Below are 26,952 nucleotides of genomic sequence, written 5' to 3' on the forward strand. Positions count from 1 at the left end.
ACTTTATTTTATCCTTTTAACAAATTAAAGAAACCCTCAATTGTTTTAGTAAAAATTTCATCAACGCCCCAAGTGGCTAGTGCAAAAATGACAGAGAAGATGGCCACAACTACTGTTAGTTTTTGAACCTCTTCCCATCCTGGCCAAGTCACATTTGACTTAAACTCTTCAAAAGCTTCTGATATATAATTAGTCACTTTGTTCATTATATTCCTTATTTGCACGGGCGGAGGGATTCGAACCCCCATCAATGGTTTTGGAGACCACTATACTGACCCTTGTACTACGCCCGTTTGTTATAAATCAGTGTCGTCGTTAAACGACACTGACTTGTTTTTATGTGAATTTAATTATTCAACGATTTCAGTTACCTGACCAGCACCTACTGTTCTACCTCCTTCACGGATAGCGAAACGTAAACCTACTGATAAAGCGATTGGTTGAAGTAACTCAACATTGATAGTTAAGTTATCACCTGGCATTACCATTTCAACACCTTCAGGTAAAGAGATAGTACCTGTTACGTCAGTTGTACGTACGTAGAATTGAGGACGGTAGTTGTTGTGGAATGGAGTGTGACGTCCACCTTCTTCTTTTTTCAAGATATAAACCTCTGCTTTAAATTTAGCGTGTGGCTTAACTGATCCAGGCTTACAAATAACCATACCACGACGGATGTCAGCTTTATCAATACCTCTTAACAATAAACCTACGTTATCACCAGCTTCACCTCTATCTAAGATTTTACGGAACATCTCAACCCCAGTAATAGTAGAAGTTAACTTGTCAGCACCCATACCGATGATTTCAACTGGATCTCCAGTGTTAGCAACACCTGTTTCGATACGACCTGTAGCAACTGTACCACGTCCTGTAATTGTGAATACGTCCTCAACTGGCATCAAGAATGGTTTTTCGTTATCACGAACTGGCTCTTCAATCCAAGCATCAACCGCATCCATTAATTCGATGATTTTAGGAACCCAGTTTGGATCGTTGTTTAATCCACCTAAAGCAGAACCTTGAACAACTGGACCATTATCTCCATCATATTCATAGAAAGATAATAAATCTCTGATTTCCATCTCTACTAACTCTAATAACTCAGCATCATCAACCATATCCACTTTGTTCATGAAAACAACGATACGAGGAATACCTACTTGACGACCTAATAAGATGTGCTCACGAGTTTGCGGCATCGGACCATCAGTAGCAGCAACCACTAAAATAGCACCATCCATCTGCGCAGCACCAGTAACCATGTTTTTAACGTAATCCGCGTGACCTGGACAGTCTACGTGAGCGTAGTGACGGTTAGCTGTTTCATATTCTACGTGAGATGTATTAATAGTAATACCTCTTTCTTTCTCTTCTGGAGCGTTATCAATTTGGTCGAATGACTTAGCTTGACAGTAACCTGCATCAGATAACACTTTAGTGATCGCAGCAGTTAAAGTAGTCTTTCCGTGGTCTACGTGTCCGATAGTACCGATATTTAAGTGCGGTTTCGAACGATTAAAACTTTCTTTTGCCATTTTACTTAATTTTTAATCTTAGTTATAATAATTAGTGTTCAAAAAAATCTTGTGAGCCAATGACGGGATTTGAACCCGTGACCTCTTCCTTACCAAGGAAGCACTCTACCCCTGAGCTACACCGGCGGTAAAGTTTTAGGTTTCTTAATAAAGTTTTCAAATTTACAATAAAATTCAAAACTTAAAACTCTGAAACTTAATTTGTGGGGAGAGCAGGATTCGAACCTGCGAAGGTTTCCCAACGGATTTACAGTCCGTCCTCGTTGGCCGCTTGAGTATCTCCCCTCCTTATTTTTATTTTGCTTTCGTTTTCGAGGTGCAAATATAAAACATTTTTTCAATATTTCAAAGAGCCGATGGAGGGACTCGAACCCACGACCTGCTGATTACAAATCAGCTGCTCTAGCCAGCTGAGCTACACCGGCATTCAGTAAAAAAGTCCGCTATTTCTAACGGACTGCAAATTTAGACATATATTTTAGATTTCAAAAGTTTTTTTTTATTTTTTTTTATTTTTTTTTCAAATCAAGCATGCGCCCTCTGTTTTTCTTTGCGTTTTACAAGCAATCTTTCCAAAGCATCAACAGACAAATCTACTCCTTCTTCAAATGATTTACAGGTTTTTTTAACAACAAATTCATCACCAGGAACTAGAATTTTAGCTTCCACCACTTTATTTTCTTTTTCACTGGTCTGCTCTACCCTCATAAACACATCAGCAGAGACAATTTTATCATAAAATTTTTCTAATTTGTTTACTCTTTCATCTGTAAAAGAAACTAACTTTTTGTCAATGTTAAAATTAACCGCATGAACATTTACCTTCATAATTAAATATTTTTAAGGTTAAACAATTTAAAAGAATTACTTTCGCCCTCTAGGATGCGCCTTTTTATACACTTCTTTTATCCGCCCTAAACTAGACTGCGTATAAACTTGCGTAGATGCCAAACTAGAATGACCTAAAAACTCTTTTATTGAATTTAAATCTGCACCTCGGTTCAACATGTGGGTTGCAAAAGTATGACGGAGCACATGAGGGCTCTTTTTTACTTTTTCCGAGACAAGACTAAGATAATAATTTATTAACCTATAAACAAAAGTTTCATTGATTTTCTTTCCATTATGAAGAAGAAATAAATATTTTTCATCTACAATACAGGATAACTCTTTTCTTTTATCTAAATACACCTTAATCTCTGAAAGAATCACATCTAACACTGGAATAATACGTTCTTTATTACGTTTTCCTAAAACCTTAAGAACCTTTATATCAAAATCCACACTCTCTATTTTCAAACCAATCAATTCTGAGCGCCTAATCCCTGTTGTATACAATAAATTAATTATTAACTTATCACGACAGCCTTCATAATCTTGATCATATTGCACATCATTCAACATCATCTCTAATTCTTTTTCTGAAAAAGGAATCTGAATTTTCCTTTTAGCTTTCAAAGATTTATGTTGAGACATAGGCGAAACGTCGATCACTTTAATTTTTAATAAAAATTTATAAAAAGCCGTTAATGATGCCATTTTTCTATTAACCGTAAGATTAGACAGGCCCGAATCTACCAAAATCACTACCCAACTCCTAACCAATGAATAATTAACTTCCTCTAATTCTCCTCCTTTTATCTCTAAAAGATAATCAAAAAACAACAACAAATCTCTCACATACGCTTTAACTGTATGTAGTGAATATTTTTTCTCTTTCAACAAATAGTCTTCAAAACGAATTAAATTTTCAGTCATGAGCTCAAAAATTAAGTCCATAAAAAAATCGCTAGGTAAAAGTAGTACTTTTATCTCTAGCGATTTAATATATGATTACAATTTGCTATTAATTTTCTACAGCATCTCTTAATCCTTGGATATATTGTGCTTTCTGAATTTCAGCTCTTCTTGTTACAGAAGGTTTTGTAAACTGCTGACGTGATCTTAATTGACGCACAACTCCTGTTTTATCGAATTTTCTTTTATAACGTTTTAACGCTCTATCGATATTTTCTCCGTCTTTAATAGGTATAATTAACATAATCTTGACACCTCCTCTCATTTGTGGCTGCAAACGTAAGGATTTATTTTGAATTAAGAATTATAATTCACAAATTATTTTTCTTTATTAATAATTTTTTGTTTCTAAAGTTATTCTGTATCATACATATAGTATCAAGCATTAGAATTACATATTTAGCACTAAATTCGTATAGGCTAACTATATATAGTTATTTCAAAAAAATCGCAAATTATCTTATTATAAATCATTTTTTTTCTAAAAGGATAGATTTATCTGATATTTTTATAGAACTTGTTTAAAAATTACTTTTATAATTCTTAATAAGATGATTCAGTTTTATTATACTAACAGAGAGGCTACTTTTTCTGCTTGTTCTACGCCAGTCGCTACGGCTCCATGAACTGTTTGATGATCTCCTTGTAAATTGGTTGCTTCTCCTGCAAAAAATATTTTACCATCTATAGATTGTGCTAAAATTTCTCTAGCATTTCCCATATCGACAGGACTATAAGAATAGGCTCCTCTTATGAATGGATGTTTTGTAAAATTCTGAACACTAGATTTAACAAATGTAGCACTTGCTCTACCATTGAACATATAATCTAATTCTGTCAGCAATGCGGTTGTTATTGCTTCATTACTATTCAAATCTGAAAGAGCTTGAGCTTGTTTACCCATTACGAATGCTAATAAAACATTATCTTTAGTTTGTTTTCCTAGTGTAACATCTCCATAGGCAGCACAAACGGAACCTCCATAAACAAAGTTATTTGGATAGAATTTTTCACTAAATTTCAGAAAGACTTTCATTCCTGCTTCCATTCCAATTTTTTGAAAAGCTGCGGTTTTTTGACTAGGTAAAGAAGGCTTAAAAACAATGTCATTTGATTTTAGAATAGTAATGGGTACTGTAACAATTACTTTATCCGCAATAAATACGGTTCCATTTAAATCTGTTACTTCAATTGATTTCCCTGAGTAATCAATTTTTTTTACAATTGTATTTAACCTTATATGTTCTTTTACAAAAGGAACTATATAACTTTCAAAAACATCGAAATAGGTCTTTTCGAATTTATAATTTTTTTCTTGGCTATTTGTTTTTTTTGCCTCTTCATTATCCCATTTTACAGAAATATTAGTTGCGCTTGCTCCTTGATCTCCGGCATAAGCTTCTATAATATTATTATATGAATTATCTAAACCTTTTTGATGTGCGTATTCTAAATAACTAATATCTTGAAAGACTTCTGTTTCACTTCTAAAAATATCAGTTTGTAGAGGTAAAGTTGACGTGATTTTATTATTATACCAATATTTTACTTCGGTGTCATCTAAAGTTATTTTGGTTTGTGTATCTTTAATTATTTTACCTATTATACTATTTTCTAAGTGTAACCATTCTGCTCCTTGATCAATATCAAAATCAGCAAAACCTGATTGTTTTCCTAGTCGTCCACCATATTTTGAAGAAGCTTCTAAGATTTTGAAACTTATTCCTTTTTTCTTTAGTGTATATCCAGCAAATAATCCTGCTGCTCCTGCTCCAATGATCAATACTTTTACATTTTTTGAATTATTCTCTTCGGTTTCAGAAACACAAGAGGCTACAATTGAAGGCATTAAAACTGAAGCACTGAATACCGCAGTTGAATGTTTTAAAAATTTACGTCTATCCATTAATTTTTAGTTTAGTTGGTTTTACAAAAAAGAGATGATTTAACAACAGCAATTGTTTTCAAAACTTCTTTTTGTGTTAAACCGAAATTACGCATTAAATTTTATTTGTAAGAAAAACTTTCTTTAAAAATGAAAAGGTACTTATTTTTTATGAATATAAAAATTTAACCTGTGGCAAATTTTATATATTTTTTATTATTTTATCCTTCATTAGAAAAGCTAATGCGTAATTTGGGGTAAACAACTAATGGAGGAGAATACTTTTTTAGCATCTCACTTAAATACAGTATTTTTTCGTAAGGGTTTTATTTTACTGCTGGTTGATAATCTTTATTATCAATGATCATTTTTGATAGAATTTCTTTTAGTATTTCAGAAGTTCCACCTCCAATAGGACCTAATCGACTATCTCGTAATAAACGGGCTAAGGGATATTCTTCCATATAACCATATCCTCCTAGCATTTGTAAACAGTCATAAATTGCTAAATCTGCAACTTTAGTTGACTTTAATTTTGCCATAGTAGCTTCTTTTACTACATATTCTCCTTTATTTAAACGAGATACTGCTGCATAATTAAAGAGTTTACAATGTTCTACTTCTGTTGTATGTTCTACTATTGTATGACGCAAAGCTTGAAATTTATTGATTGTTTTTCCAAAAGCTTCTCGTTCTGACATATAGCCTAGTGTATAGTCTATTGCATATTCAGCTCGAGCATGTGCATTAATAGCCATTATTAATCGTTCTAATGCAAAATGTTGCATGATATAAGGGAAGCCTTTTCCTTCTTCTCCCATTAGGTTTTCTAAAGGAATTTCTACATTATCAAATGCTAATTCTGCTGTATCAGATGCTTTCCATCCTAATTTATTTAATTTAGTAGCTGAAATGCCTGGTGTTTTAGCATCTATTAAAAATATACTGATTCCTTTATTTCCCAAAGTTGGATCAGTTTTAGCCGCTACAACGTAATAATCCGCATAGACTCCATTTGTAATAAATGTTTTAGAACCATTAATCACAAATTTATTTCCTTTACGTTCTGCTGTTGTTCGCATACCGGCCACGTCACTCCCTCCAAAGGGTTCTGTAATACAAAGCGCACCTATTTTATCGCCTGCAATACTTGAAGCTAAGTACTCCTCCTTAATACGTTCGTCTCCTTCTGCATTTAAATGTGTCATTGCTAAATAGGCATGAGCCCACATTGCTGCTGCAAAACCTGATGATTTGATTTTTTGTAGTTCTTCTAAAAATATAACTGTATAAAATAAGTCAAGATTTGATCCGCCATAAGCCTCAGGATAGTTTAATCCAAAGAACCCCATGTCTCCAAATTTTTTCCAGATAAAACGTTCTATTGTTCCTTCTTTTTCCCATTTTTCAATGTGAGGTACTACTTCTTTTTGTAAAAAATCGCGAAAACTCTCTCTGAATAATTGATGGTCTTCTGTAAAATAAATTGAGTTCATAAAGTTGTATTGTTCTTCTTGCTATTTATTTAAAGTCCAAATATAAGGTAATTATTTTTACTTTATCAACTGGAAAATTCTTAATTTTAAGTAAATCATCTACTGAATGGATTCCGTTATTCATACTTCTAAACCCAATTATTTCCCGAGCTATAGGATATTTTATATACGGAATTTTTAAAAGTTCTTTAGTGGATGCTTCGTTTATTTTTAGTTTTAAGACTTCAGGGGTTTTCAATAAAGTAAATTTTTTATTTAATTCAATCATTACTTCTGGGGATATTCCCCACACATACTCTAATTGATTCATAGATACAAAACCTCCTAAGGTTTCTTTCTCTTTTAGTATTCGATCTGAAATAACATCTCCTATACCGTATACTTTCATTAAATCTTCTTTAGTAGCTAGGTTTATATCTATTTGTTCTATTTTATCTCTTTTCTTTTCTTTTCTTTGATCTTCTAATGAAGGAGATTTTGAATTATTTAAATATTTCTTTTTTAGTACCCAATCTGGAAATTTAAAATAAGTTGAAATTGAGGTTAATAAGGAATCTGATACTTTTGTTATTTTTTGAAATTCTTGTATTGAATTAACGTATTTGCCTTTTTTTCTATAAGCAAATAAACGATTGAGTTCTTCTACTGACATTCCTAGCTTATATCCTTTATAATCGGTCATAAAATTGGGATTAAAAGGATATATTTTGTATCTATTTTCTTCTTTTTTATTTTTTAAAGAATCTATTATATTTTGTTGAGCGAGCCATTTTTTTTCTTCTTCTGTCAATTTGTTTTTTTCTGAAAAGTCAATGCAGGTATATAGGATTTGAAACAATACACTCAAAAAGATAAAACTCAACAAAGCTATACGTTGATTTTTAGTATATTCAAAATATGGTTTGAGTGATTGGCGCATAGTTATAAATCAAAAACGGAGGTTCTTTTAGCTCTAACCAGATCCTTTAATTTTATAATAAATCCAATGGTAATATACACTCCAAACCAAAGTCCTACAGTAACGAATGAGATGTAAATAAAAAACAACCGAACATTATTTGCTCTCATACCTAATCGATCCGCTAATCTAGAAGCGATATGAAATCCTTGACGTTCAAAAAAATATTTAAGTTTTTGTATCATTTTAAGTAAGATAGTTTTAAAAAAAGGAAAGCTTTAGTAAATCTACAATTTATTTTTCAGACTTCAAAGTTTGAAGACCAATGGCGCATTCTAAGCAACGATTGGTATCACAATATTTATTTTTTAATTGAATAAGTCCTTGTGATTCCATTGCATTTTTTGTTTTTATTCCATAGGATTGAAAGTAATTCAGTATTTTATTTTTTTCGGGTTTAATCGTTTCTATTAACATTTGATCTAGTTCATGATCATTTTTATTATTGTATTGTGCATAGGAAAATCGAATTGGTATAATAGCGTTGATGATTAATAATTCTATAAATGATTTAGAAATTTTCTTTTCTTTATAACTTGTTTGTTTTTCAAAGACGTAATGATTTTTCCAATAATCTGAAACCCCAACTGAAAATATTTCATAAAAATCTTCTATAGATGTTGCCTGAATAATAAGAGAAAAAAGGTTTTTACGAATATGATAAAGCATTGCGAATTGTGCTATGCGAATTGTAGGGAAGTTATCAGGTCTTAATCTAAAAAATTCAAATTGTTCTACATATTTCGAGTCTAAACAATATTTGATCTTAATATACTCGTATAATGTGACTAAGTCTTTGATATAATTTTCTTGTGGTTTTAGCGGCAATAGTCCTGCTATCCCAAAAAACAAAGCTTCTAAATAATTTATATCAAAACTTTCTTTTCTAATTAGTGTAAAAGGAATGTTTTTAGCTAGGCTAAAGAAGGCATTTTTATTTACGTTTAATCCAAAATTTTTAGCTAAAGTTATAAAAAGAACTGACTCCCAGTCATAATTTGTTTCTTGTAGTAGTGCTTGAATGGGTTTATTTTTCAATTCTAGTCGTTCGAAATATAGTCGTTGGATCCAATTATACACTATAAATTCTGGTATCTTTTTTAGGCTTTCTTCACAATTAATCCATCTTTTTTTTGTTTTTAATTTTTCATATTGAATAATTAGTTCTTTTGAAACGTATTTTTGAAGTACTAAAACAGGTAGTTCTGTGTTGTCTTTTCTAAAAATAGATATATCGTGTTCCCATACTACGTGTAGAATACAATTATCATATTGATTATTGAGCTGATGATGGTGATGATACCAATCTGATGACTTTAGATGTATTTCTACATTTCCAGCCCATCTTTGTTCGCCAATAATGAGTTGAACGTTAAAAAAATCAGGACCTGATTGATTTAATTGAAACCCTGAGTGAAGTATTTGAAGGTTTTCACCTTGTTCTGTTTTCAGGGATTGTAAAGTAACTTTTTTATTTTTCCATACATAGTGTAAAAATTCTTCTTTCATAATTCAGGCGTATAATATTAATAAGGCGTATAAAAAGGTATATTTTGTAATTTTATTTCATACAAAATATATAATTCGATCATAATCATAAAGTTACAAAAAAAACCTAACAAATTCATTATTAATGAATTTTATTAGGTTTTTTCTTTTGATGATAAAAAAGTCTTGTAATTTAAATATTACAGGATTATTATTTTATGGCGTTAATAATATCATGTTTTGTAATGATATGATGTTTACCTTCTCCTAAATCTACTAATACTGCTTGATTTTCTTTCGTAATTAGTTTAGAGACTTCTTCTATGGAGGATCCCTTTTTTACGATTGGAAATGGTGCTCCCATTACCTCTTTAATTGGTTTTTCAGCAGTATTTTTATCTGTTATATAGCTTTGAAAAAGGTCTGATTCATCAACAGATCCAACAAATCCATTTACATCAACAACTGGTATTTGAGAAATTTTATATTTACGCATTCTTTCTATAGCGTGTGAAACTAATTCTTCAGTGCGAACAATTACAAGTGGTTTTTCGATATGGTCTTTTATTAAATCTTCTGCTTTGGCTAGTTCTTCTTCTAGAAAGCCTCGTTCGCGCATCCAATCATCATTAAACATTTTGCCTACATAACGACTTCCTGAGTCATGAAACAAAACAACTACTACATCATCTGGTTTAAATTCGTTTTTTAGTTGTAATAATCCTTTAATAGCTGCACCTGCTGAGTTTCCTACAAATATACCTTCTTCTAATGCTATCTTACGTGTATATACTGCAGCGTCTTTGTCTGTAACTTTTGTAAAGCCGTCTATCAATGAAAAATCAACATTTTTTGGTAAAATATCTTCTCCAATACCTTCTGTTATATAGGAGTATATTTCATTTTCATCAAAGATACCAGTTTCATGGTATTTTTTAAATACAGAGCCATAGGTGTCAATTCCCCAAATTTTAACATTTGGATTTTTCTCTTTTAAGTATTTAGCAACTCCTGATATAGTTCCTCCTGTACCTACACCTACTACAAAATGCGTGATTTTTCCTTCTGTTTGTTCCCAAATTTCAGGTCCTGTTTGTTCGTAATGGGCTAGCGCATTACTAGGGTTATCGTATTGGTTTACATACCACGCATTAGGTGTTTCTTCTGCTAAACGTTTTGAAACAGAGTAATACGAGCGAGGATCTGTGGGCTCAACGTCTGTTGGACAAACCACTACTTTTGCTCCTACTGCTCTTAGTATATCACATTTTTCTTTTGATTGTTTATCTGAAATTACACAGATTAATTTATAGCCTTTAATAATGGCTCCTAAAGCTAGTCCCATTCCTGTATTTCCAGAAGTCCCTTCAATAATAGTTCCTCCAGGTTTTAAACGACCATCCGCTTCTGCATCTTCAATCATTTTGATAGCCATACGGTCTTTTACAGAATTACCTGGATTAAAGGTTTCAACTTTTGCTAGAACCAATGCGTTAATCTCAGCCGTTACTTTATTCAACTTTACTAGAGGTGTATTACCAATTGTTTCTAGTATGTTCTTTGCGTATTGCATACTTTTATCTTTATAATGTTTTTCTTATTTTTAAACTATTCTTTACCAACCTCTTTGCAAAGGTATAAATATTCTGAATATAGATTTCAAATTTCAAGAGATTTGAAAGTGGAGCTTAATTTAATGATTTTCAGTATTAGAAATTCATGATTATTGAAAGAAATTCCACACTAATCCAAAACGCACTAGAAAGTCTTTATAAGGCTGACCTGGTGCTGCAAAAAAATCATTATTTCTGAAAGTAGTATTAAGATGTTCTGCTTTCAAGAAAATTCTTGTTTGACGTACTCTAGCATTAACAAAAAAATCAATTATAGGATGATTTCCTATCTGACTTTGATTTTGGGTATAAAAATCACCTATCAGAGGATTGTATCCATTAGCATAATAGCTAGTAAAATACTGAAAAGTAATACCTGTTTGTAATAATAAAGCTTTTTTAAAATATTGATCTGAAAAATATAGACTATTTCGTGTCAAAATTTTGGGTACATTTAAAATTTGTTCTGCTTGAACTACTTGTTGATATAAAACACTATTATCCAATGTCCATTTAGCTAGTTTTATTTCTTTTTGTAATTTAATTGAAAAATAATTTAAAGGTCCTGTATATTGTTTAGGTGTTGTAAGCAATGTTTTTTGGGTTAAATCATCATTACTAAAATAAATATGATCATGAAGTACTATAATTTGTGATTCTATAGTTCCCCATTGAGTTTGAGCGTTTAAACGGAAAGAATTCATTTTTTCATTATTAAATGAATTTTTCCAATTGTAATTTACAAAATCACTTTGATAAAGAGAATAAGTTAAATCAGGCAATTTGCTCAAATTAACGTATTGAAGCGAAAAACTATTTTTATCATTCAATGTATATTTTGCAAAAATATCAACAATTGAATTTGTTTCTTTTGAAAAGGCTTTTGAGAAAAGTACTTCTCCTCTGATCTTATTTTTTAAATAAAAATATTTCCCTCCTATATTTTGAACTGAAAAATCATTTCGAGCTGGAACTTTTATTTGCTGGTTTTCAATCACTAAACGATTATATCCATAACGAAAACAACTGTCTTCAACAAACACATTAAACTTACCTATTGATGTATTAAAGAAAGTAGCTCCTATTTTGTTATAAAAGACAGAAGATTTAGTTAGATCTGAATAGTTAGAATTTTCATAACCTAAACCAAAATAATCTGTTTTAGTGGCTTTTTCAAAACTAAAATTAAACATTTCGTATTTAAATTGATGTTCTAACAATATATTATTAGTCTTTTGATTTCGATTTAAACGAAAATATTGGTCGAGGAAATAACGTTTGCCTTCAAAAAAGGATTTTGCATCTTTTAATTTTATATCTAATCTTGAACGTTGACTAAATTGAGGATCTCCTGAAATAAAATCGGCTTCATTTAAGATTCCTCCGTTTTCTTGATTGGTAAAATCTTGACTTGTAAAATGTAAATTAAATCCATAACGTTTATTGGAAGTTTGATAACTTGAAGTAAATCTAAAGTTTCCTGTGCTTGATAATGAATTTAGATATTTACCCAATGATCGTAATCCTTTATAGGCTAATGAAAAATTAAGATTTTTAGAGGTATTCAATGTAATAAAAGCGTCTATGCTTTGCCCTTGTTCTAAAACAGTTTTAAAATACAATTCTGTCAAGGGAGTTGGCACATTATAATAGGATATATCTTCTGATTGCAAGTAATTAAATTGCTTAGCACTAAAACCTATATTAGGAGATGTATTAGGCATTTTAAAACCATAGTTTAGAATGGTATATACATAACCATCATTAGCAAATGGCAATAAACCGAAATTATCTTTTCTGAGTTGATTAAACTTATAATCACTTTTTATCGTAAGCGAGGTATCAACAAAGGTGGTATCTCTTTTTAAATTATAAATTTTATACCAGTTATGGGGAGCTTTAGGGTTTTCTTTTCGGACTTCGCGTAGGGATTTACGAACCGTATCATTTTTAATTTCAGACAAATCATTTTGTCCAAATGTTGGAATAACAACTAAAACAATAATTAAATAAAAAAAATACTTCATAGGTTTTTAATGAAGTACAAAAATAGGGAAAAGAGAAGAGATAAAAAAGCCCTCACTAAGGAGGGCCTTTTATATTAATAATTAGGATTTTGAACTAAATTTTTATTTAAGTCTAATTCTCTTTGAGGAATTGGTAAAATCACTCTTGGTTTCCCAGGAGCTGTTTCAGCTGGTGCTGGCACAGTTCCTGATAATCTTAGTTGTTTTCCATTACGTAATAAATCCATTCTTCTATGACCTTCAAAACAGAACTCAAGGCGTCTTTCTTTTATAATATCATCTAATGTTACAACTGCCAAATCAGGAAGATTTGCACGTCTTCTAATTTTATTAACATCATTAAATGGAGTATCCCCTATTATTGTTCCTGCTCTTAAATTAGCCTCAGCTCTAATTAAATACATTTCAGAAATACGAATTACAGAATAATCTGATGACTGATTAAGTCCATCATTATACTTCGTCGTATAAAAAGGAACTCCTGCTTTTTCAATATCTCTTCTTTTTAATGTGTAACGTAAATCTCCTGAATTCTCAAAAGCAGCGTTCAAACTTGCTGAGAAAGGACAATCTCCTCTTCCTCCGTTAGCAGCTGAATTAGTTAGAGTTGAAAAACTAACTGACGGTCCATTTTCATTGCTCCCCGACTGACTATCATTAGATAAGCTAACTAAATTAAATATGTGTTCATAAGAATCCTTATTATCGTAAAATAAGTAGTTTGTAGCTAATACAAACTCATTTTGCATTCCTATAACTTGATTTGCATAATCAGCTGCTTGTGAAAATTTATCTTGATATAGATAAACACGAGCCAATAAAGCTTTAGCTGCTCCTACATTAGCTCTTGTTCTATTAAAAGTTTTGATTTTACTAATTGCATCTAATAGGTCTGCTTCAATTTCAGCATATACTTGACCAATAGTAGCTCTAGGAGTATTTCTTATACCAATTTCATCCACAGAGTTAACATGTTTAGTAATTAATGGAACAGACAAACCATTAACTCCAACTGTTTGAATTGGTTGCGCAAACAAACAATTTAGTTGAAAATAAGCTAAGGCTCTCATAAACTTAGCCTCACCTACAGCCTCATCTCTTTCTTCTTTTGAAAAGTTAACATCTGAGGCTAAGTAAGCTTTATTAATCACCGTATTAGCCTGAGTTATGATTTCATAATGATCTTGCCATATTGAAGCAACGTTACCATTTGTTGGTACAGTTGTATAATCTCTTATTTCTTGTAGAGTTGGAAAAGTACCTCTAAAACTAATATTATCTGACTGCCAGTCTCCTAATAATTGTGGAACACCTCCAAAAGCACCTTCTTGTTGTGCTAATCCGTATAATCCTGTCACATAAGACTTCACACCCAATCCTGTAGTTAATACCACTTCACGAGAAGATTCATCCTGTGCTTTAACATCTAAATCAGTTTGACAACTAATTGCAAATGTTAGAAAAAGTGTTGATATATATATATATTTCATAATTAAAAGCTTAGAAAGTTAAACGTGTACCAAACAAAAACGTTTTAGTTTGAGGGGCAGTAAAAAATGTTTCACCTTGGATACCAGCAGAAATAGAATTAGATACCTCTGGATCAATACCTTGTAACTCTTTATTTTTCAAAGTATACAAATTTTGTGCAGTTGCATAAATTCTTACAGATGATATAAAACTTTTACTAAACTTACTCATAGGAAAATTATACCCAAAAGTTACATTCTTCAATCTAGCAAAAGAACCATCCTTCAATTGTCTAGTTGAAGCATTTTGAACGGTTCTAAATGTAGGAGAAGTAGGATTTGGAGTAAATGCATCATCTCCAGATTTTTGCCACACATTACCTACAACTTCTCTATGATTGTAAGCGTATGTTGCGCGATCAACAAAACGTAATCCATCAACAAATATATCATTCCCATAACTAAAGTTAACTAATGTTGATAAATCAAAATTACCGTACTTCAAGTTATTAGACCATCCTCCTGTAAAATCAGGGTTTGCATCTCCAACAATTCTTCTATTTGCAGTAGAATAAGTAGTAGTTGGATTACCATTTATATCTAACCATTCAGCATGTCCCGTTTCCTTATTAACTCCTAAATAAGGCACTAAGTAAAAAGTATTAGCAGAATATCCCTCAATTGCTCTCTGATAAGTAGAGCCTCCAATAAATTTATTTCCTTGTGCATCTACAGAAGCATCAGAATTTAGTTCTAGTATTTTATTTCTGTTAAAGTTAAAATTTAAATTTGTACTCCACTTTAGTTTTGAATCTCTTAAAACATCAAAATTAAAATCTAAATCTAAACCTTTGTTCTCCATTTTACCAGCATTGATCAAGTAAGTCCTAACTCCATCATTATCAGCTGTAGACAACAATTTATTTAACAATAAATCTGAAGTCACTTTTCTATAAACATCAACAGCAATTTTAACTCTATCGCTAAACATACCTAAATTTAACCCAAAATCAACAGATTCTGATCTTTCCCATTTTAAATTTGGATTACTAAATCTGTATAAAGCTAAACCAGAAGTTTCATTATAATTTGGATAAATACCACCATTAACACGCTCTCTCCAAGCATAATCTCCAATTCTATCATTACCAGAAACTCCCATATTAGCTTTTAATTTTAATTCACTAATATATTTACTTTCTTTTAAGAAGTTTTCACTGGCAATATTCCAAGCTGCTCCAATTGCCCAAAAATTACCAAATCTATTATTAGAACCAAATCTAGAAGACCCATCTCTTCTAAAAGAAGCCTCTAATAAATATTTTGAATCGTAATCTAAATTGAAACGTGAAAAATAACCATTTAATCTAGATTGAGCGTTAGTATTATCAGTAGTTGATTTTATAACTGCCGAAGTAACATTCAAGAAATCATCAGAAGCAAAAACCGTACCTGCTACGCTAATATCTCTTACTTCAGTGTTTTCAGCAGTAAAACCTACTAAAGCATTTAAATTAATTTTTTCAGCTAACTTTTTGTTAAAATTTAAAGTATTTGTAAAAATAGTCTTTTGCTGAACGGCTTGATAATCTGAAGCAGAACCACCTGCTTGATTAATATCTTTTTCACGTCTAAATTCCTCAATTGAAGATCTGTCTAAACCAACTTCTACTCTATAGGTTAAAGGTTTAAATAATTTAAAATCTGCAAATACATTACCCGTTATACGATTCGTAATTAAATCATTTATATTTAACGCTTCTATTGCTACAACATTAGCTATAAAACCTGTACGTTGAAAATTACCATTTGCATCGTAAGGTGTTACATAAGGTTCTTGTAAAAAAGCAGATGTAAACGGAGCATTCACTGAATTTTCAGAAGCAACCCTATCTATTTTAGAAGTAGTTACACCTAAATTCATACCAACCTTTAGCCAAGAATTTGCCTCTGTATTAATATTAAGTCTTCCTGCAGATTTCTCTAATCCGTTACCTATAATAAAGCCGGATTGTTTAGCATAGCTACCTCCTAGAAAGTAAGTTGTTTTTTCAGAACCGCCTGAAACTGAAACATCTGAACCCATAGAAACTCCTGTTCTTGAAACAGCATTTAACCAATCAAAATTAGTCTCCCCTATATCATCAATCGTAACTCCTGAATTTGTTAACGCTTGAGGAAATTTGGCATTATATTCCTTGTACTGAGACGCGTTCATCATTTTCATTGCATCTGTATAATTTGTGAAAGAAGTAGTAAAACCAACCGCAACTTTAGCATCTTGATTTCTCTTACCCATTTTTGTAGTAATAAGAATAACTCCATTTGAACCACGAGACCCATAAATTGAAGTAGCTGCGGCATCTTTTAATACAGACATACTCTCGATATCTGCAGGATTTAAGTCTGCAATTGGATTTAAAGCCTGACCTCCTTGAGCAGAAGTTAAATTAACATCATTCAATGGCACTCCATCAACAACATACAAAGGTCTAGCTCCTGCCGTGATAGAGGCAACACCTCTTACTTTTACAACGGGTGCAGAACCAATTACCCCTGAAGAAGACACAACCTGAACACCTGAAGTTTGTCCTTGAAGAACATCTTGAACAGAAGCAACAGGAACATCTTTAATTTTATCAGATCCTACAGTTACCACTGACTGAATCATTTTTTTCTTTTCTTGTTTAGCAAAACCTACAATAACGACATCTCCAAATTGTTTTGCATCACTCTGCATCACAGTATTGATTACATTAGAAGCGCCTACCACTTTAGATACTTCTCTCATGCCCATAAATGAAAAAACTAAAGTTTCGCCTTCTTTTGCTTTAATACTATATTTACCGTCAAATCCGGATGAAACCCCACGTTGTGTACCTTTTACTACAACATTTACCCCTGGTAGTGGACCATTTGCGTCTGTAACCACCCCAGTTATTGCTTTCTCTTGAGCGAAAGAAAACTGCATTGTTAACGCTAACAGTAGCGTAAAAATCCATTTGAACTTTGATCTCATATTAATTTTATTTGAGTTAGTTATCCCGCAAACTTCTTAAATATTTCTTAAATTCCCAAATATTATCTATAGATATTCATTTTTTACAAATGTTAAACTTTATAAAGTACCTTTGCAACTTGTATAATTTCTATTAAAACTTATTTATTTACTTTTCAAAAAATCTAAAAATTTAAGCACTTTTATTACTATATAAACTATGTTATCTTTAAAATTCAGCAATTACACAATAGAAGTCGGATGTGACGAAGCTGGTAGAGGTTGCCTTGCAGGACCTGTTACAGCAGCCGCCATTATACTTCCAGAAAATTTTAATATTGATTCTTTAAACGATTCTAAACAATTATCTGAAAAAAAGAGGGATATTTTAAGACCTACTATTGAAAATTTAGCATTGGGCTTTGCGGTAACGCATATTTTGAATGAAGAAATTGATGAAATCAATATTCTTAATGCTTCTATGAAGGCTATGCAGGAAAGTATTTTAAAGTTGAAACAAAAACCTGATTTTATCATTATTGATGGAAACCGTCCTTTATTGGGAAAACTAGGAATCAAAACGCTAACTGGCTACAACTTAAACCATGAAGAAATAGCTTTTTTAAAATCTATACCTAACGAAAGTATTATAAAAGGGGATGGTAAATACATGAATATAGCTGCTGCTTCTATCTTAGCTAAAACGCATAGAGACGAATATATGAATAAAATTCATGAAGAATTTCCAATGTATAATTGGAGTAAAAACAAGGGATATCCTACAAAAGATCACAGAGAAGCTATTGCTAAATATGGGGTCACAAAATACCACAGGAAGTCTTTTAAATTACTCCCTGAACAGTTTGTATTGGACTTATAAATAATTATTTTTTTTAGACAAACAAAATCGTAGAAAACTAATTAAGGTTTCAGTTTCACGATTTTGTTTGTTATTTTGAGTCTATAGCGACACTAAATTTGTATTAAACAAATTATTAAAATGTTTTAATATTTTCTTTTTTACTTCTTCTTCATCCACTGGTTTTCCTAACTCAACATGAAGAGAGGTCACTGCCTTTCCTTTTATACCACAAGGAATAATATGATCAAAATACCCTAAATCAGCATTTACATTTAATGCAAAACCGTGCATAGTTACCCAGCGAGAGGCACGAACCCCCATAGCGCATATTTTTCTAACAAAGGGAGTTCCTACTCCTATCCACACTCCTGTTTCTCCTTCGCTTCGTTCAGAGGCTATACCATATTCAGCTAAAGTTTGAATAATAACTTCTTCTAGTAATCGCAAATATTTATGTATGTCGGTAAAAAAGTTTTCTAAATCTAAAATTGGGTAACCTACAATTTGTCCTGGTCCATGATAGGTAATATCTCCTCCTCTGTTTATTTTATAAAATGTGGCTCCTTTTTCTTCTAATTGTTTTTCAGACAACAATAGATTTGATAAATCTCCACTTTTTCCTAAAGTATAAACATGAGGATGCTCTACAAACAAAAAATAATTATCTGTTTCTACTTTTGAATCGTCTCTCTTTAGCATTTTTTGGGCTACAATTTCAGCAAATAAGCTTTCTTGATAATCCCATGTCTTTTTATAATCTTGACATCCCAAATCTTGGAATTTTACTTTTCTACTCATTATTATATTTAATTCTAAATAATTTATTTGAATTGAACTTCTAAATTTAAACATTCTGGGGATTTCACTATTTCATCCCATTTAAATTCTATTGTTACTATTTTTCTATCTTTAGAAAATACCGCGGTTTTATTTGATACGGTTTTAACTTCTTTGGGAAAATGGTATTTTACCACATATTTAGATGCTTCTAAAATCGTTTTATATTTCGCTAAGAAATTGGCATCTATTTTTTTAAACGGTTGATTGGTAGCAATGGTTTTTCTAAAGAATTTTTTACCATCATACAAATAATTCATTTTAACTCCGTTTTCTAACAAAACACTTAAGTTTCCTATTCGTTGTATTTGTTGTTTTTTAATTGATTTGGTCAATTTTTGAAAGCTTTCCATTCCTTCTATTAACTGTTGTAAATCTGTTACGGATTTAAAAAATGTTTCTAAAGAAAATAGCAATTGTTTTTTTTCTTGATTAATTTGTATTCGCATCAAAAAATTTTCGCTTTTTCGAAATTTAGATTGTTCTTCTATACTGAGTTTTGCTATACTATCTTTTTTTTCTTCTAGCAATTGTTTGAAGGTAAAAACTGAATCTATTGTTTTTACTAACTTTGAACTATCTTTTGGCATCATAGCTATCAAACTAGATCCATCTATAGCAAAAGCATATTTTCCTGATCCGTCTTGATTTATTTCTATTTCTTCTGTAAAAACACAACTTGTTAATACAACTAGGGGTAATAATAAACATAAAAAACGTTTCATCTCATTTTCTTTTTGCCAAAGATACAGATTCTAAAACTCTCAAGAAATCAATATTTTTCAAATAAATCACAAAAACAAATAATATAGTTATGCAATACTTGAATTTTAAACTTTTAAAACTTTTAAACTTTTAAACTTATGGTTATCTTTGCTGTCTTTAAAAAATTAATGTTATGCAACTTTCAGAACAAGAAATCATCAGAAGAGAAAAGTTGACCAAGTTACGTGAACTTGGTATCAATCCATATCCCGCTAATTTGTATCCAGTAGATCATACTTCGAAACAAATAAAGGAATCTTTTGAAGAAGGTAAGAAGGTTGTAGTAGCGGGTCGTTTGATGAGTAACCGCGACCAAGGAAAAGCTTGTTTTAGTGAAATTCAAGATAGCGAAGGACGAATTCAAGCATATTTTAACCGTGATATTATTTGCTCTGGAGAGGATAAAACCTTATACAATACAGTTTTTAGAAAATTAGTTGATTTAGGCGATTTTATAGGAATAGAAGGTGAATTATTTACTACACAAGTAGGCGCACAATGTATTCGTGTAACGAACTTTACTTTTTTAAGTAAAACGTTACGTCCTTTACCAATGCCTAAAACAGACGAAACGGGAAAGATTTTTGACGAATTCATAGATCCTGAACTACGTTACCGTATGCGTTATGTGGATTTGGTAGTAAATCCACAAGTAAAAGAGGTATTTGTAAAAAGAACGAAACTCTTTACTGCCATGCGTACATTTTTTAATAACGCTGGTTACATGGAAGTAGAAACGCCTGTTTTACAGTCTATCCCTGGAGGAGCGGCAGCACGCCCATTTATCACACATCACAATAGTTTAGATATTCCTTTATATATGCGTATTGCTAATGAGTTATATTTAAAGCGATTAATTGTAGGTGGATTTGACGGCGTATATGAGTTTTCTAAAAACTTCCGTAATGAAGGTATGGACAGGACTCATAATCCAGAATTTACCGCTATGGAAATTTATGTAGCGTATAAAGACTACAACTGGATGATGGCGTTTACTGAAAATTTATTAGAATACTGCGCATTACAAGTTAATGGTACTACGGAAGCTACTTTTGGTGAACATAAAGTAAATTTCAAGGCTCCTTACGCCCGTGTTACGATGACTGATGCGATCAAACAATTTACAGGTTTTGATATAACGGGTAAGACTGAAGAAGAATTACGTGAAGCAGCAAAATCTATGGGCATTGAGGTAAATGACACCATGGGTAAAGGAAAATTAATTGATGAAATATTTGGCGAAAAATGTGAAGGTAATTTCATTCAACCAACTTTTATTACGGATTATCCAAAAGAAATGTCTCCTTTAACTAAAGAACACCGCGATAATCCTGATTTAACGGAACGTTTTGAGTTAATGGTTTGTGGAAAAGAAATAGCCAATGCTTATTCAGAACTAAACGATCCTATTGACCAGCGAGAACGTTTTGTCGCGCAAATGGAGTTAGCCCAAAAAGGAGATGATGAAGCCAATGGAATTATTGATGAAGATTTTTTACGAGCTTTAGAATATGGAATGCCTCCTACTTCGGGATTGGGTATAGGTATGGATCGTTTAATTATGTTCTTAACCAATAATGCGTCTATTCAGGAGGTATTATTCTTCCCTCAAATGCGTCCAGAAGTAAAGCCATTAGCTATAAGTGATGATGCAAAGACTATCGTTGAATTACTAAAAGTTGAAGACAATCAAACTTTAGCTCTTTTAAAAGAAAAATCAGGATTGAGTGGCAAAAAATGGGATGCTTCTATGAAAGAATTAACAAAAGCGGGCTTGACGAAAGTAGTCGTTGAGGGCGAAAGCAAAACGGTTGTTCTTATATAATTAAACATCTCTTGTATTGCTTTATATTTTATACAAATAGACTGGCAAAAAAGTAAATCATATCGACCATAAGTAGAAATCGCAAAAACTAATCATGTGACTTCCCGTATGGTCGATGTGATAATTTGAGTACTAAAACATTTCTTTAGATCGTTTTTATCTATATTCCAGAAGGTTAGTTTTTTATAATCCTAAAAATTGCCGATTCCCCTTCGCTTATAACTTGTAATAAATAAACTCCTTTTTCAAATTTGCTACAATCCAATTCAAAATTTGCCTTTTGAACACGTAATTTCTGAATTTCTTTCCCATCTAATCCATAGACATTTATTTGATCTATCGTTTTTTTATATTTTATTTTAAGATTTTCTTGAACGGGATTAGGACCATAAGAAAAACTTTCTAGATCAAATCCTTTCGCTGCTAAAACATTTGCACTCTGATAGTCTTGCATGGCGTTAGAAGCATCTTGAAAACAAGTAGTAGTATATTGTCCAGAATCTTCCGCAGCTATTTGATTAGGATTTAAGCCTAATATTCCCAAATAATATTTATATAAATCAGAACGTAAAACTACTTTTAGAGTAAAAGCAGCACTAGATGAACCTCTACATTCTAATCCTCCGTTAATAATGTTATTCGTATGAGCAAATCCTTTTAAATACATTTTGTTCATAGTATATTCTCCTATACTTGGCACCCAAAGATCGTGCATAACCTGATGACAAGAAGGTTTAGGCCATTGCGGCATCATCCAAAACCAAATAGCTGATTTAAAAGCTAAAACGCCATCTTGTTGTACTAAATCAGGATTATCTAATAACACATTTTTGTCGTTGTATAAAAACTTACTAAATTGTCCATAATTATAATTCCATGACAATTGAATAGGTCCTCGTCCGTAATATCCTTTTGTAGGATTGGCGGGGTATTCTGTACTGGCTTGACTGTATGCTCCTGCTGAATTAGTTGTATTATATCCTAATTCATGTACAAAATACAATCCCCATTTAGCGTAATCTCCTAAACTTCCTCCTCCTACTGGTGTTTGCCATCCACCTGTGGTTTCTTTTGATATATTCGCTAAAAAGGCGCCTAATTCTCGGGTATTATTTAAGGTGTTGGAGGTATTAACAAAATCTGCAAAATCAACATTAATGACGGTTTCAGCTGTTGTATTAGCATACCATGAAGGGTCTACTTGTGAATAATTATAGACTACTTGCGAAGATTTTTTAGTTATGGTTATGAGTTCTCCATATACACCTTGTTTTTTTCTAATTTTAACCCAATAATCAGCCATTTCGTTACGGGCTTGTATAAAATTATTATAGGAAAAAAAATCTGTGTTATATCCTTGTGGATGCCCAGAAGCTAATCCTGCTCGATTAGGAAATAACGATTCCCATTGGACGTTTGTTAACAAACTTTGTTTATCCGCTATACTTGACAAATTTTGTTGAGAATGCAGTAATTGGAAAGAGGCAAAAACAGTTGTTAAAAAACGGAATTTGAGTAATTTAAAATTCATAAATACAAAGATTGGTTAGTTTTATAAAACTAACCAATCTTGATTGTAATACAAAAATTTATTCTTTTTTAATTAATAATTTAATCCCTAAAAAAGTTAATATTAGCAATGTAATAGCTGCAAATGTCATGACTAAATCACGTATTGGTTTTCCTGCCCAATCCATCCATAAAAATTTATGAAGAATTGCAAATGAGTATCCTTCTGTTCTATCTGTTTTCTGTATCACCGAAGCAATTCTAGAAGTTGCTGTTTCTACGAAGTATGTTGTTTTTTCAGGAGTATTGTATGCTAATTTTACGACAGGTAATCGTTTATTTACAAAACCGTATTCCCTATTATCAAAATCAGTTAGAACTTTAATTTCTAGTAGTTCAACACTATCAATAGCACACGTTTTAGTTTCTTCTGAGGTTTGATTTTCACAACAAGGAGCGTTTTCTACTGAAGGATTTTCAAAATAATGGGCTAAAAATTCCGCATATTTCAGATCTAGACCTTTGGCAAGAGTGTTAGATTGTGCATTTAGATATACAACATCTGCTACAGGAGCTAATTTCTTTTTTTCTTTTTTGGATTTGTCTTGGTCAAAAGATTTAAAATTAGCTTGTAATTGGCAACGGTAATAAATTGTATCTTCAAATTGTATGAGGCTTACATTTTGAAGTTTTGTTTTATTAACGGCAATTTCTATTGGATTTATTTTTATTTTATTGCTATTCAAAACAGGTTCATATACCATATCTTGAACAGGCTTTGGATTCCACTTTTTTGTTAGATGGAATGCTCCACTAAACGCAAATCCAATGGTTAGTAGAGAAAACCACATTCCTAATTTTCGATGGTGAATCCGGGTTTTGTTTTCCGATGAAATTTGTGTTTTTTTAAAAATTTTCCAAAAAAAACCGTATATAATAATTCCTGATAAAGCAGATGCGATAATGGTTCCTAGCAAAATAATCATAAGGATTATTCGTATTTCATTGGTTGTAATAGCATCTAAAAATGACCAATTATGAAAGGTATCAAAAAACCATATAAAAACTTGTCTCGAAAGCGGATTAAAGGTGGCTAATTTACTGGAGGTTGTTTCTACATATACTTGCATATTATCACTTCTATCAAAAGTAATTTTATAAACGGGTAAATAGCGATTTATATATTTGTATTGATGATCAAATTCTGTGAGGTATTCGACTTTTAAAATTTTACTTTGATAATCCTCTAAAAAATATTGTGCTAAATATTGTGCATATTTTTCATCTCCTTTTTCTATTTTTTTGCCATTGGTGGCACTAAAATAAACCAGCGAATTATCTATCAATTTTATCTGATAGAACCAATCATTATTCATTTCAATGAAACGAAAGTTTTTGAAGGTTTCAATTTTTTCTTTTCTCAAAATTTCTTTTAGAGAAACTTGTATTTTGGGTATGTTAATTACCTTTGGTTCAATCCATTCATTTTTTATCTGGGGTTTAAAAAAATGTGCCATAAATGGGTGCATAATTCCTGAAAAACACCACAATATAACGGGAATAAAGGTTATATAGGCTAGTAATTTATGTCCTTTATAAATACGCTTTTTTATTTTTTTATTTATTTTTTGAATAATTGTTTTTATCATTATTGTACAGGGTTTCATGAGTTAAAACTCAAAGTATTATTAATGTCTTATGGGTTTAGAATTTTAGAAATTTCATATTTTTATTGAGTTTATAAGGATAGGTTGTATTGCACACCAAAAACAAAAGTTCTGGGTGCTGCGACTGTATAATTTGCGGAAGATTTTGATGAGTTTCCTCTAGATACATTGTAAGCATATAATTGATCTGTAAGATTTATTATATTTAAATAGGCTTCTATTCCTTTTATTTTGTAGCCTATTCTTCCATTGATTACGTTATATCCTTGGTATTTTGTTGTATTAATTTGATCTTGATAAAAACTTGAAACGTACTGCCACTCTGCTGAGATCCTAAAATTTGGCAACTCTTTTGGATGGTAACTAAGTTCTGAATTAGCTATCCAACGTGGTGCTGAAGGCATTTCTTTCCCATTTAAATTTTTTATTCCTTCTAAAGATTTCTCTGGAAACTCAAATTCTACAAATTGATGTTCTGAGTAAGCACTTCCTATTCTGAGATTAATAGATTTTGAGATGCCATAATTTAATCCAAATTCTACTCCTTTGTGTAATGTTTTTCCCGCAGAGCGATAATCTGTTGAGTTATCTACTAAACGGGTGTTGATTAATTCGTTTTTCCCTTTCATATAGTACAAAGAATAATCTATTTTTAATTTGGTATTTATTAGGGATAACCAACCTCCTATTTCATAATTATAAAATAATGCAGGCTTTAGATCGTAATTAAATTCAGCTGGAACTCCTGTTTTTCCTCCTGTACCTGCTTTGATTTCAAAAATAGTAGAAACACTAGGAGGCGAAAAACCTTGTGAGTAATTAGCGTAAAAACCTGCTGTTTTTAATGGATTATAATTAATTCCTGCTTTAAAAGTGGATTGATTATAATCTTTTGTCCCATTTTTTTTACTAATATCATTATAATAATCTAAATTCATTTTATCATATCGTCCTCCTAATGTAAGAACGAGATTTTTTATAGGCATGGTTTTTATTTGTGTAAAAACTGCGTAATTGTAGATGGTTCCGTTGTATACTTTTAATCTAATATCTGGTCGTTCTGCAATAAAATCGTATTGCGAAACAATTGTAGTTTCTGGTTTTAGTATAGGTTGTAAATCCGTTCTATACGACTCATAATCAATAGGAGAACGATCTAATAAGCCTCCTACTACTAGGGTTGTATTAAGCCAATTAAACTTTTGATTGTGTTGTGCTACAATACCATAACTGGTAAAATTATTAGAATTAATTTCTCCTGTAGCAGTTTTTTTATCTTCTGAGAGTCTAATAGCATACGATGGATTTTGACCTAATTGGTTCTCTCGCATAAAAGTTGTTAGAGAAGTCATAGTATTCTGATTCCAGTTTAGTTCATAGATTAATTTTGTCCGCAATGCTTTTGATTTTCGGTAAGCAAAATTAGTTTGGCTTTTATAGGTTCTCTCATAAAAATCTTGTTCATTTACACTTCCACTCATTTGGGTATAATATTCTCCATAAAAAACCGTAGCAATAAGTTTATGATTGGGATTAAAAGTATAATCAAAACGCCCGTTTATATTGTTTTTATCATAGTCTGAATAGGTCATCCAAGCATTTTTTTGAACGGATGATAAGCTGGCAATGTGGTATCCTAACCTACCTATAGTTCCTGAACCCATTGCTTGAAAGCGGTTGAAATGAAATTGATCGCCTTGATATCCTAATTTTAATTGTGGTTTATCAGACGGTTTTTTTGAAATAAAATTAACAGCTCCTCCTACGGCTTCTGGCCCATATAATGAGGAAACAGGACCTTTGACTACTTCTATACTTTCAATGTTGAATTGATTTATTTCTAATAATGCATTGTGGTTAAAAACACCTAGGGGACGAATAGGTAAACCGTCTTCTAGATATAAAAAATAAGCATTTGTTGTCATGGGTTGTCTGATGGACATACTATGTTGTTCATTTCCTAAATTAGTCATTAAAACGCCTGCTGTTTTATTTACTAACTCATACACAGCTGTTGCTTTTGTTTCTGTAATTTGTTTTTCTGTGAGTTTAGAAATAGCAACAGGTGTTTCTGTTTTTTTAGTGTGTATTCTACTAGATGTTACAACTATTTCTTCTATCTGGTTGATTTTTGTTGTGTCTTGATTTTTCTTATTTTGTGCACATACACTCATAACTCCTAAAAGAGTAATGATCTTTATTTTTATTTTCATTGGAA

The 26,952-nt window shown here is 31.4% G+C and carries 21 protein-coding genes and 4 tRNA genes; 2 read left to right on the forward strand and 23 right to left on the reverse strand.

The features are described from left to right. Positions 1-8: 8 nt before the first annotated feature. The 18 genes from secE to AWN65_RS09285 all read right to left on the reverse strand — a co-directional run bounded on the left by secE (position 9) and on the right by AWN65_RS09285 (position 17,290). On the reverse strand, positions 9-206 hold the full coding sequence (gene secE / locus AWN65_RS09200) for a preprotein translocase subunit SecE (protein ID WP_060382899.1): 198 nt from the start codon (positions 204-206) through the stop codon (positions 9-11). 15 nt (positions 207-221) lie between these two features. Further along, positions 222-293, reverse strand: a tRNA-Trp gene (locus AWN65_RS09205). A gap of 57 nt (positions 294-350) precedes the next feature. Continuing rightward, on the reverse strand, positions 351-1,538 hold the full coding sequence (gene tuf, locus AWN65_RS09210) for an elongation factor Tu (protein WP_060382900.1): 1,188 nt from the start codon (positions 1,536-1,538) through the stop codon (positions 351-353). A 54-nt stretch (positions 1,539-1,592) separates the two neighbouring features. Next, positions 1,593-1,664, reverse strand: a tRNA-Thr gene (locus AWN65_RS09215). 78 nt (positions 1,665-1,742) lie between these two features. After that, positions 1,743-1,823 (reverse strand) — tRNA-Tyr (locus AWN65_RS09220). A 66-nt stretch (positions 1,824-1,889) separates the two neighbouring features. Continuing rightward, positions 1,890-1,963, reverse strand: a tRNA-Thr gene (locus tag AWN65_RS09225). Between the two features lie 100 nt (positions 1,964-2,063). Beyond that, entirely contained in the window at positions 2,064-2,366 is a 303-nt protein-coding gene (gene hpf, locus AWN65_RS09230; RefSeq protein ID WP_060382901.1) for a ribosome hibernation-promoting factor, HPF/YfiA family, read from the reverse strand. A 36-nt stretch (positions 2,367-2,402) separates the two neighbouring features. Beyond that, the gene (locus AWN65_RS09235) at positions 2,403-3,296 is read right to left on the reverse strand and encodes a tyrosine-type recombinase/integrase (protein WP_060382902.1); all 894 of its coding nucleotides are present in this window, start codon (positions 3,294-3,296) and stop codon (positions 2,403-2,405) included. A gap of 88 nt (positions 3,297-3,384) precedes the next feature. Continuing rightward, complete coding sequence (gene rpsU / locus AWN65_RS09240; RefSeq protein ID WP_060383871.1) at positions 3,385-3,579, reverse strand: 30S ribosomal protein S21; 195 nt, start codon at positions 3,577-3,579, stop codon at positions 3,385-3,387. A gap of 321 nt (positions 3,580-3,900) precedes the next feature. Beyond that, the gene (locus tag AWN65_RS09245; protein WP_060382903.1) at positions 3,901-5,241 is read right to left on the reverse strand and encodes a flavin monoamine oxidase family protein; all 1,341 of its coding nucleotides are present in this window, start codon (positions 5,239-5,241) and stop codon (positions 3,901-3,903) included. A 305-nt stretch (positions 5,242-5,546) separates the two neighbouring features. Beyond that, positions 5,547-6,716 carry an acyl-CoA dehydrogenase family protein gene (locus AWN65_RS09250; protein WP_060382904.1) on the reverse strand — a complete coding sequence of 390 codons (1,170 nt, stop codon included), beginning with the start codon at positions 6,714-6,716 and terminating at the stop codon, positions 5,547-5,549. A 25-nt stretch (positions 6,717-6,741) separates the two neighbouring features. Next, positions 6,742-7,635 (reverse strand): ComEA family DNA-binding protein, encoded by an 894-nt coding sequence (locus AWN65_RS09255; RefSeq protein WP_060382905.1) that lies wholly within the window; start codon positions 7,633-7,635, stop codon positions 6,742-6,744. A gap of 2 nt (positions 7,636-7,637) precedes the next feature. Further along, the gene (locus tag AWN65_RS09260; RefSeq protein WP_060382906.1) at positions 7,638-7,859 is read right to left on the reverse strand and encodes a hypothetical protein; all 222 of its coding nucleotides are present in this window, start codon (positions 7,857-7,859) and stop codon (positions 7,638-7,640) included. Between the two features lie 49 nt (positions 7,860-7,908). After that, positions 7,909-9,183, reverse strand: a complete 1,275-nt coding sequence (locus AWN65_RS09265) for a DUF2851 family protein (RefSeq protein WP_060382907.1) — start codon at positions 9,181-9,183, stop codon at positions 7,909-7,911. Positions 9,184-9,373: 190 nt separating this feature from the next. Further along, the gene (locus tag AWN65_RS09270; RefSeq protein ID WP_060382908.1) at positions 9,374-10,735 is read right to left on the reverse strand and encodes a pyridoxal-phosphate dependent enzyme; all 1,362 of its coding nucleotides are present in this window, start codon (positions 10,733-10,735) and stop codon (positions 9,374-9,376) included. Positions 10,736-10,885: 150 nt separating this feature from the next. Then, the gene (locus AWN65_RS09275) at positions 10,886-12,802 is read right to left on the reverse strand and encodes a putative porin (protein WP_060382909.1); all 1,917 of its coding nucleotides are present in this window, start codon (positions 12,800-12,802) and stop codon (positions 10,886-10,888) included. 74 nt (positions 12,803-12,876) lie between these two features. Beyond that, positions 12,877-14,292, reverse strand: coding sequence for a RagB/SusD family nutrient uptake outer membrane protein (locus AWN65_RS09280; protein WP_060382910.1), 1,416 nt, complete (start codon positions 14,290-14,292; stop codon positions 12,877-12,879). A gap of 10 nt (positions 14,293-14,302) precedes the next feature. After that, positions 14,303-17,290 (reverse strand): SusC/RagA family TonB-linked outer membrane protein, encoded by a 2,988-nt coding sequence (locus AWN65_RS09285; RefSeq protein ID WP_063743148.1) that lies wholly within the window; start codon positions 17,288-17,290, stop codon positions 14,303-14,305. Positions 17,291-17,489: 199 nt separating this feature from the next. On the opposite strand from AWN65_RS09285, the gene AWN65_RS09290 reads away from it, so the two are divergent. Beyond that, positions 17,490-18,149: a ribonuclease HII gene (locus AWN65_RS09290; RefSeq protein ID WP_060382912.1), complete on the forward strand. Its 660-nt coding sequence runs from the start codon at positions 17,490-17,492 to the stop codon at positions 18,147-18,149. An 81-nt stretch (positions 18,150-18,230) separates the two neighbouring features. On the opposite strand, the gene lipB is transcribed toward AWN65_RS09290, so the two are convergent. Further along, on the reverse strand, positions 18,231-18,929 hold the full coding sequence (gene lipB / locus AWN65_RS09295) for a lipoyl(octanoyl) transferase LipB (protein ID WP_060383872.1): 699 nt from the start codon (positions 18,927-18,929) through the stop codon (positions 18,231-18,233). 23 nt (positions 18,930-18,952) lie between these two features. Beyond that, positions 18,953-19,693 carry a hypothetical protein gene (locus tag AWN65_RS09300; protein ID WP_060382913.1) on the reverse strand — a complete coding sequence of 247 codons (741 nt, stop codon included), beginning with the start codon at positions 19,691-19,693 and terminating at the stop codon, positions 18,953-18,955. Positions 19,694-19,866: 173 nt separating this feature from the next. Here AWN65_RS09300 and lysS point away from each other — a divergent pair, with 173 nt between their 5' ends. Next, entirely contained in the window at positions 19,867-21,558 is a 1,692-nt protein-coding gene (gene lysS, locus AWN65_RS09305; RefSeq protein ID WP_060382914.1) for a lysine--tRNA ligase, read from the forward strand. A 175-nt stretch (positions 21,559-21,733) separates the two neighbouring features. Here lysS and AWN65_RS09310 read toward each other — a convergent pair whose 3' ends face one another. From AWN65_RS09310 to AWN65_RS09320, 3 genes are all read right to left on the reverse strand, one after another. Next, complete coding sequence (locus tag AWN65_RS09310; protein WP_060382915.1) at positions 21,734-23,089, reverse strand: glycoside hydrolase family 19 protein; 1,356 nt, start codon at positions 23,087-23,089, stop codon at positions 21,734-21,736. 58 nt (positions 23,090-23,147) lie between these two features. Beyond that, positions 23,148-24,716, reverse strand: coding sequence for a PepSY domain-containing protein (locus AWN65_RS09315; RefSeq protein WP_235588306.1), 1,569 nt, complete (start codon positions 24,714-24,716; stop codon positions 23,148-23,150). Between the two features lie 89 nt (positions 24,717-24,805). After that, the gene (locus AWN65_RS09320; protein ID WP_060382917.1) at positions 24,806-26,947 is read right to left on the reverse strand and encodes a TonB-dependent receptor; all 2,142 of its coding nucleotides are present in this window, start codon (positions 26,945-26,947) and stop codon (positions 24,806-24,808) included. Positions 26,948-26,952 lie beyond the last annotated feature (5 nt).

It is taken from the genome of Flavobacterium covae (assembly GCF_001534645.1).
GTDB classification, from domain to species: domain Bacteria; phylum Bacteroidota; class Bacteroidia; order Flavobacteriales; family Flavobacteriaceae; genus Flavobacterium; species Flavobacterium covae.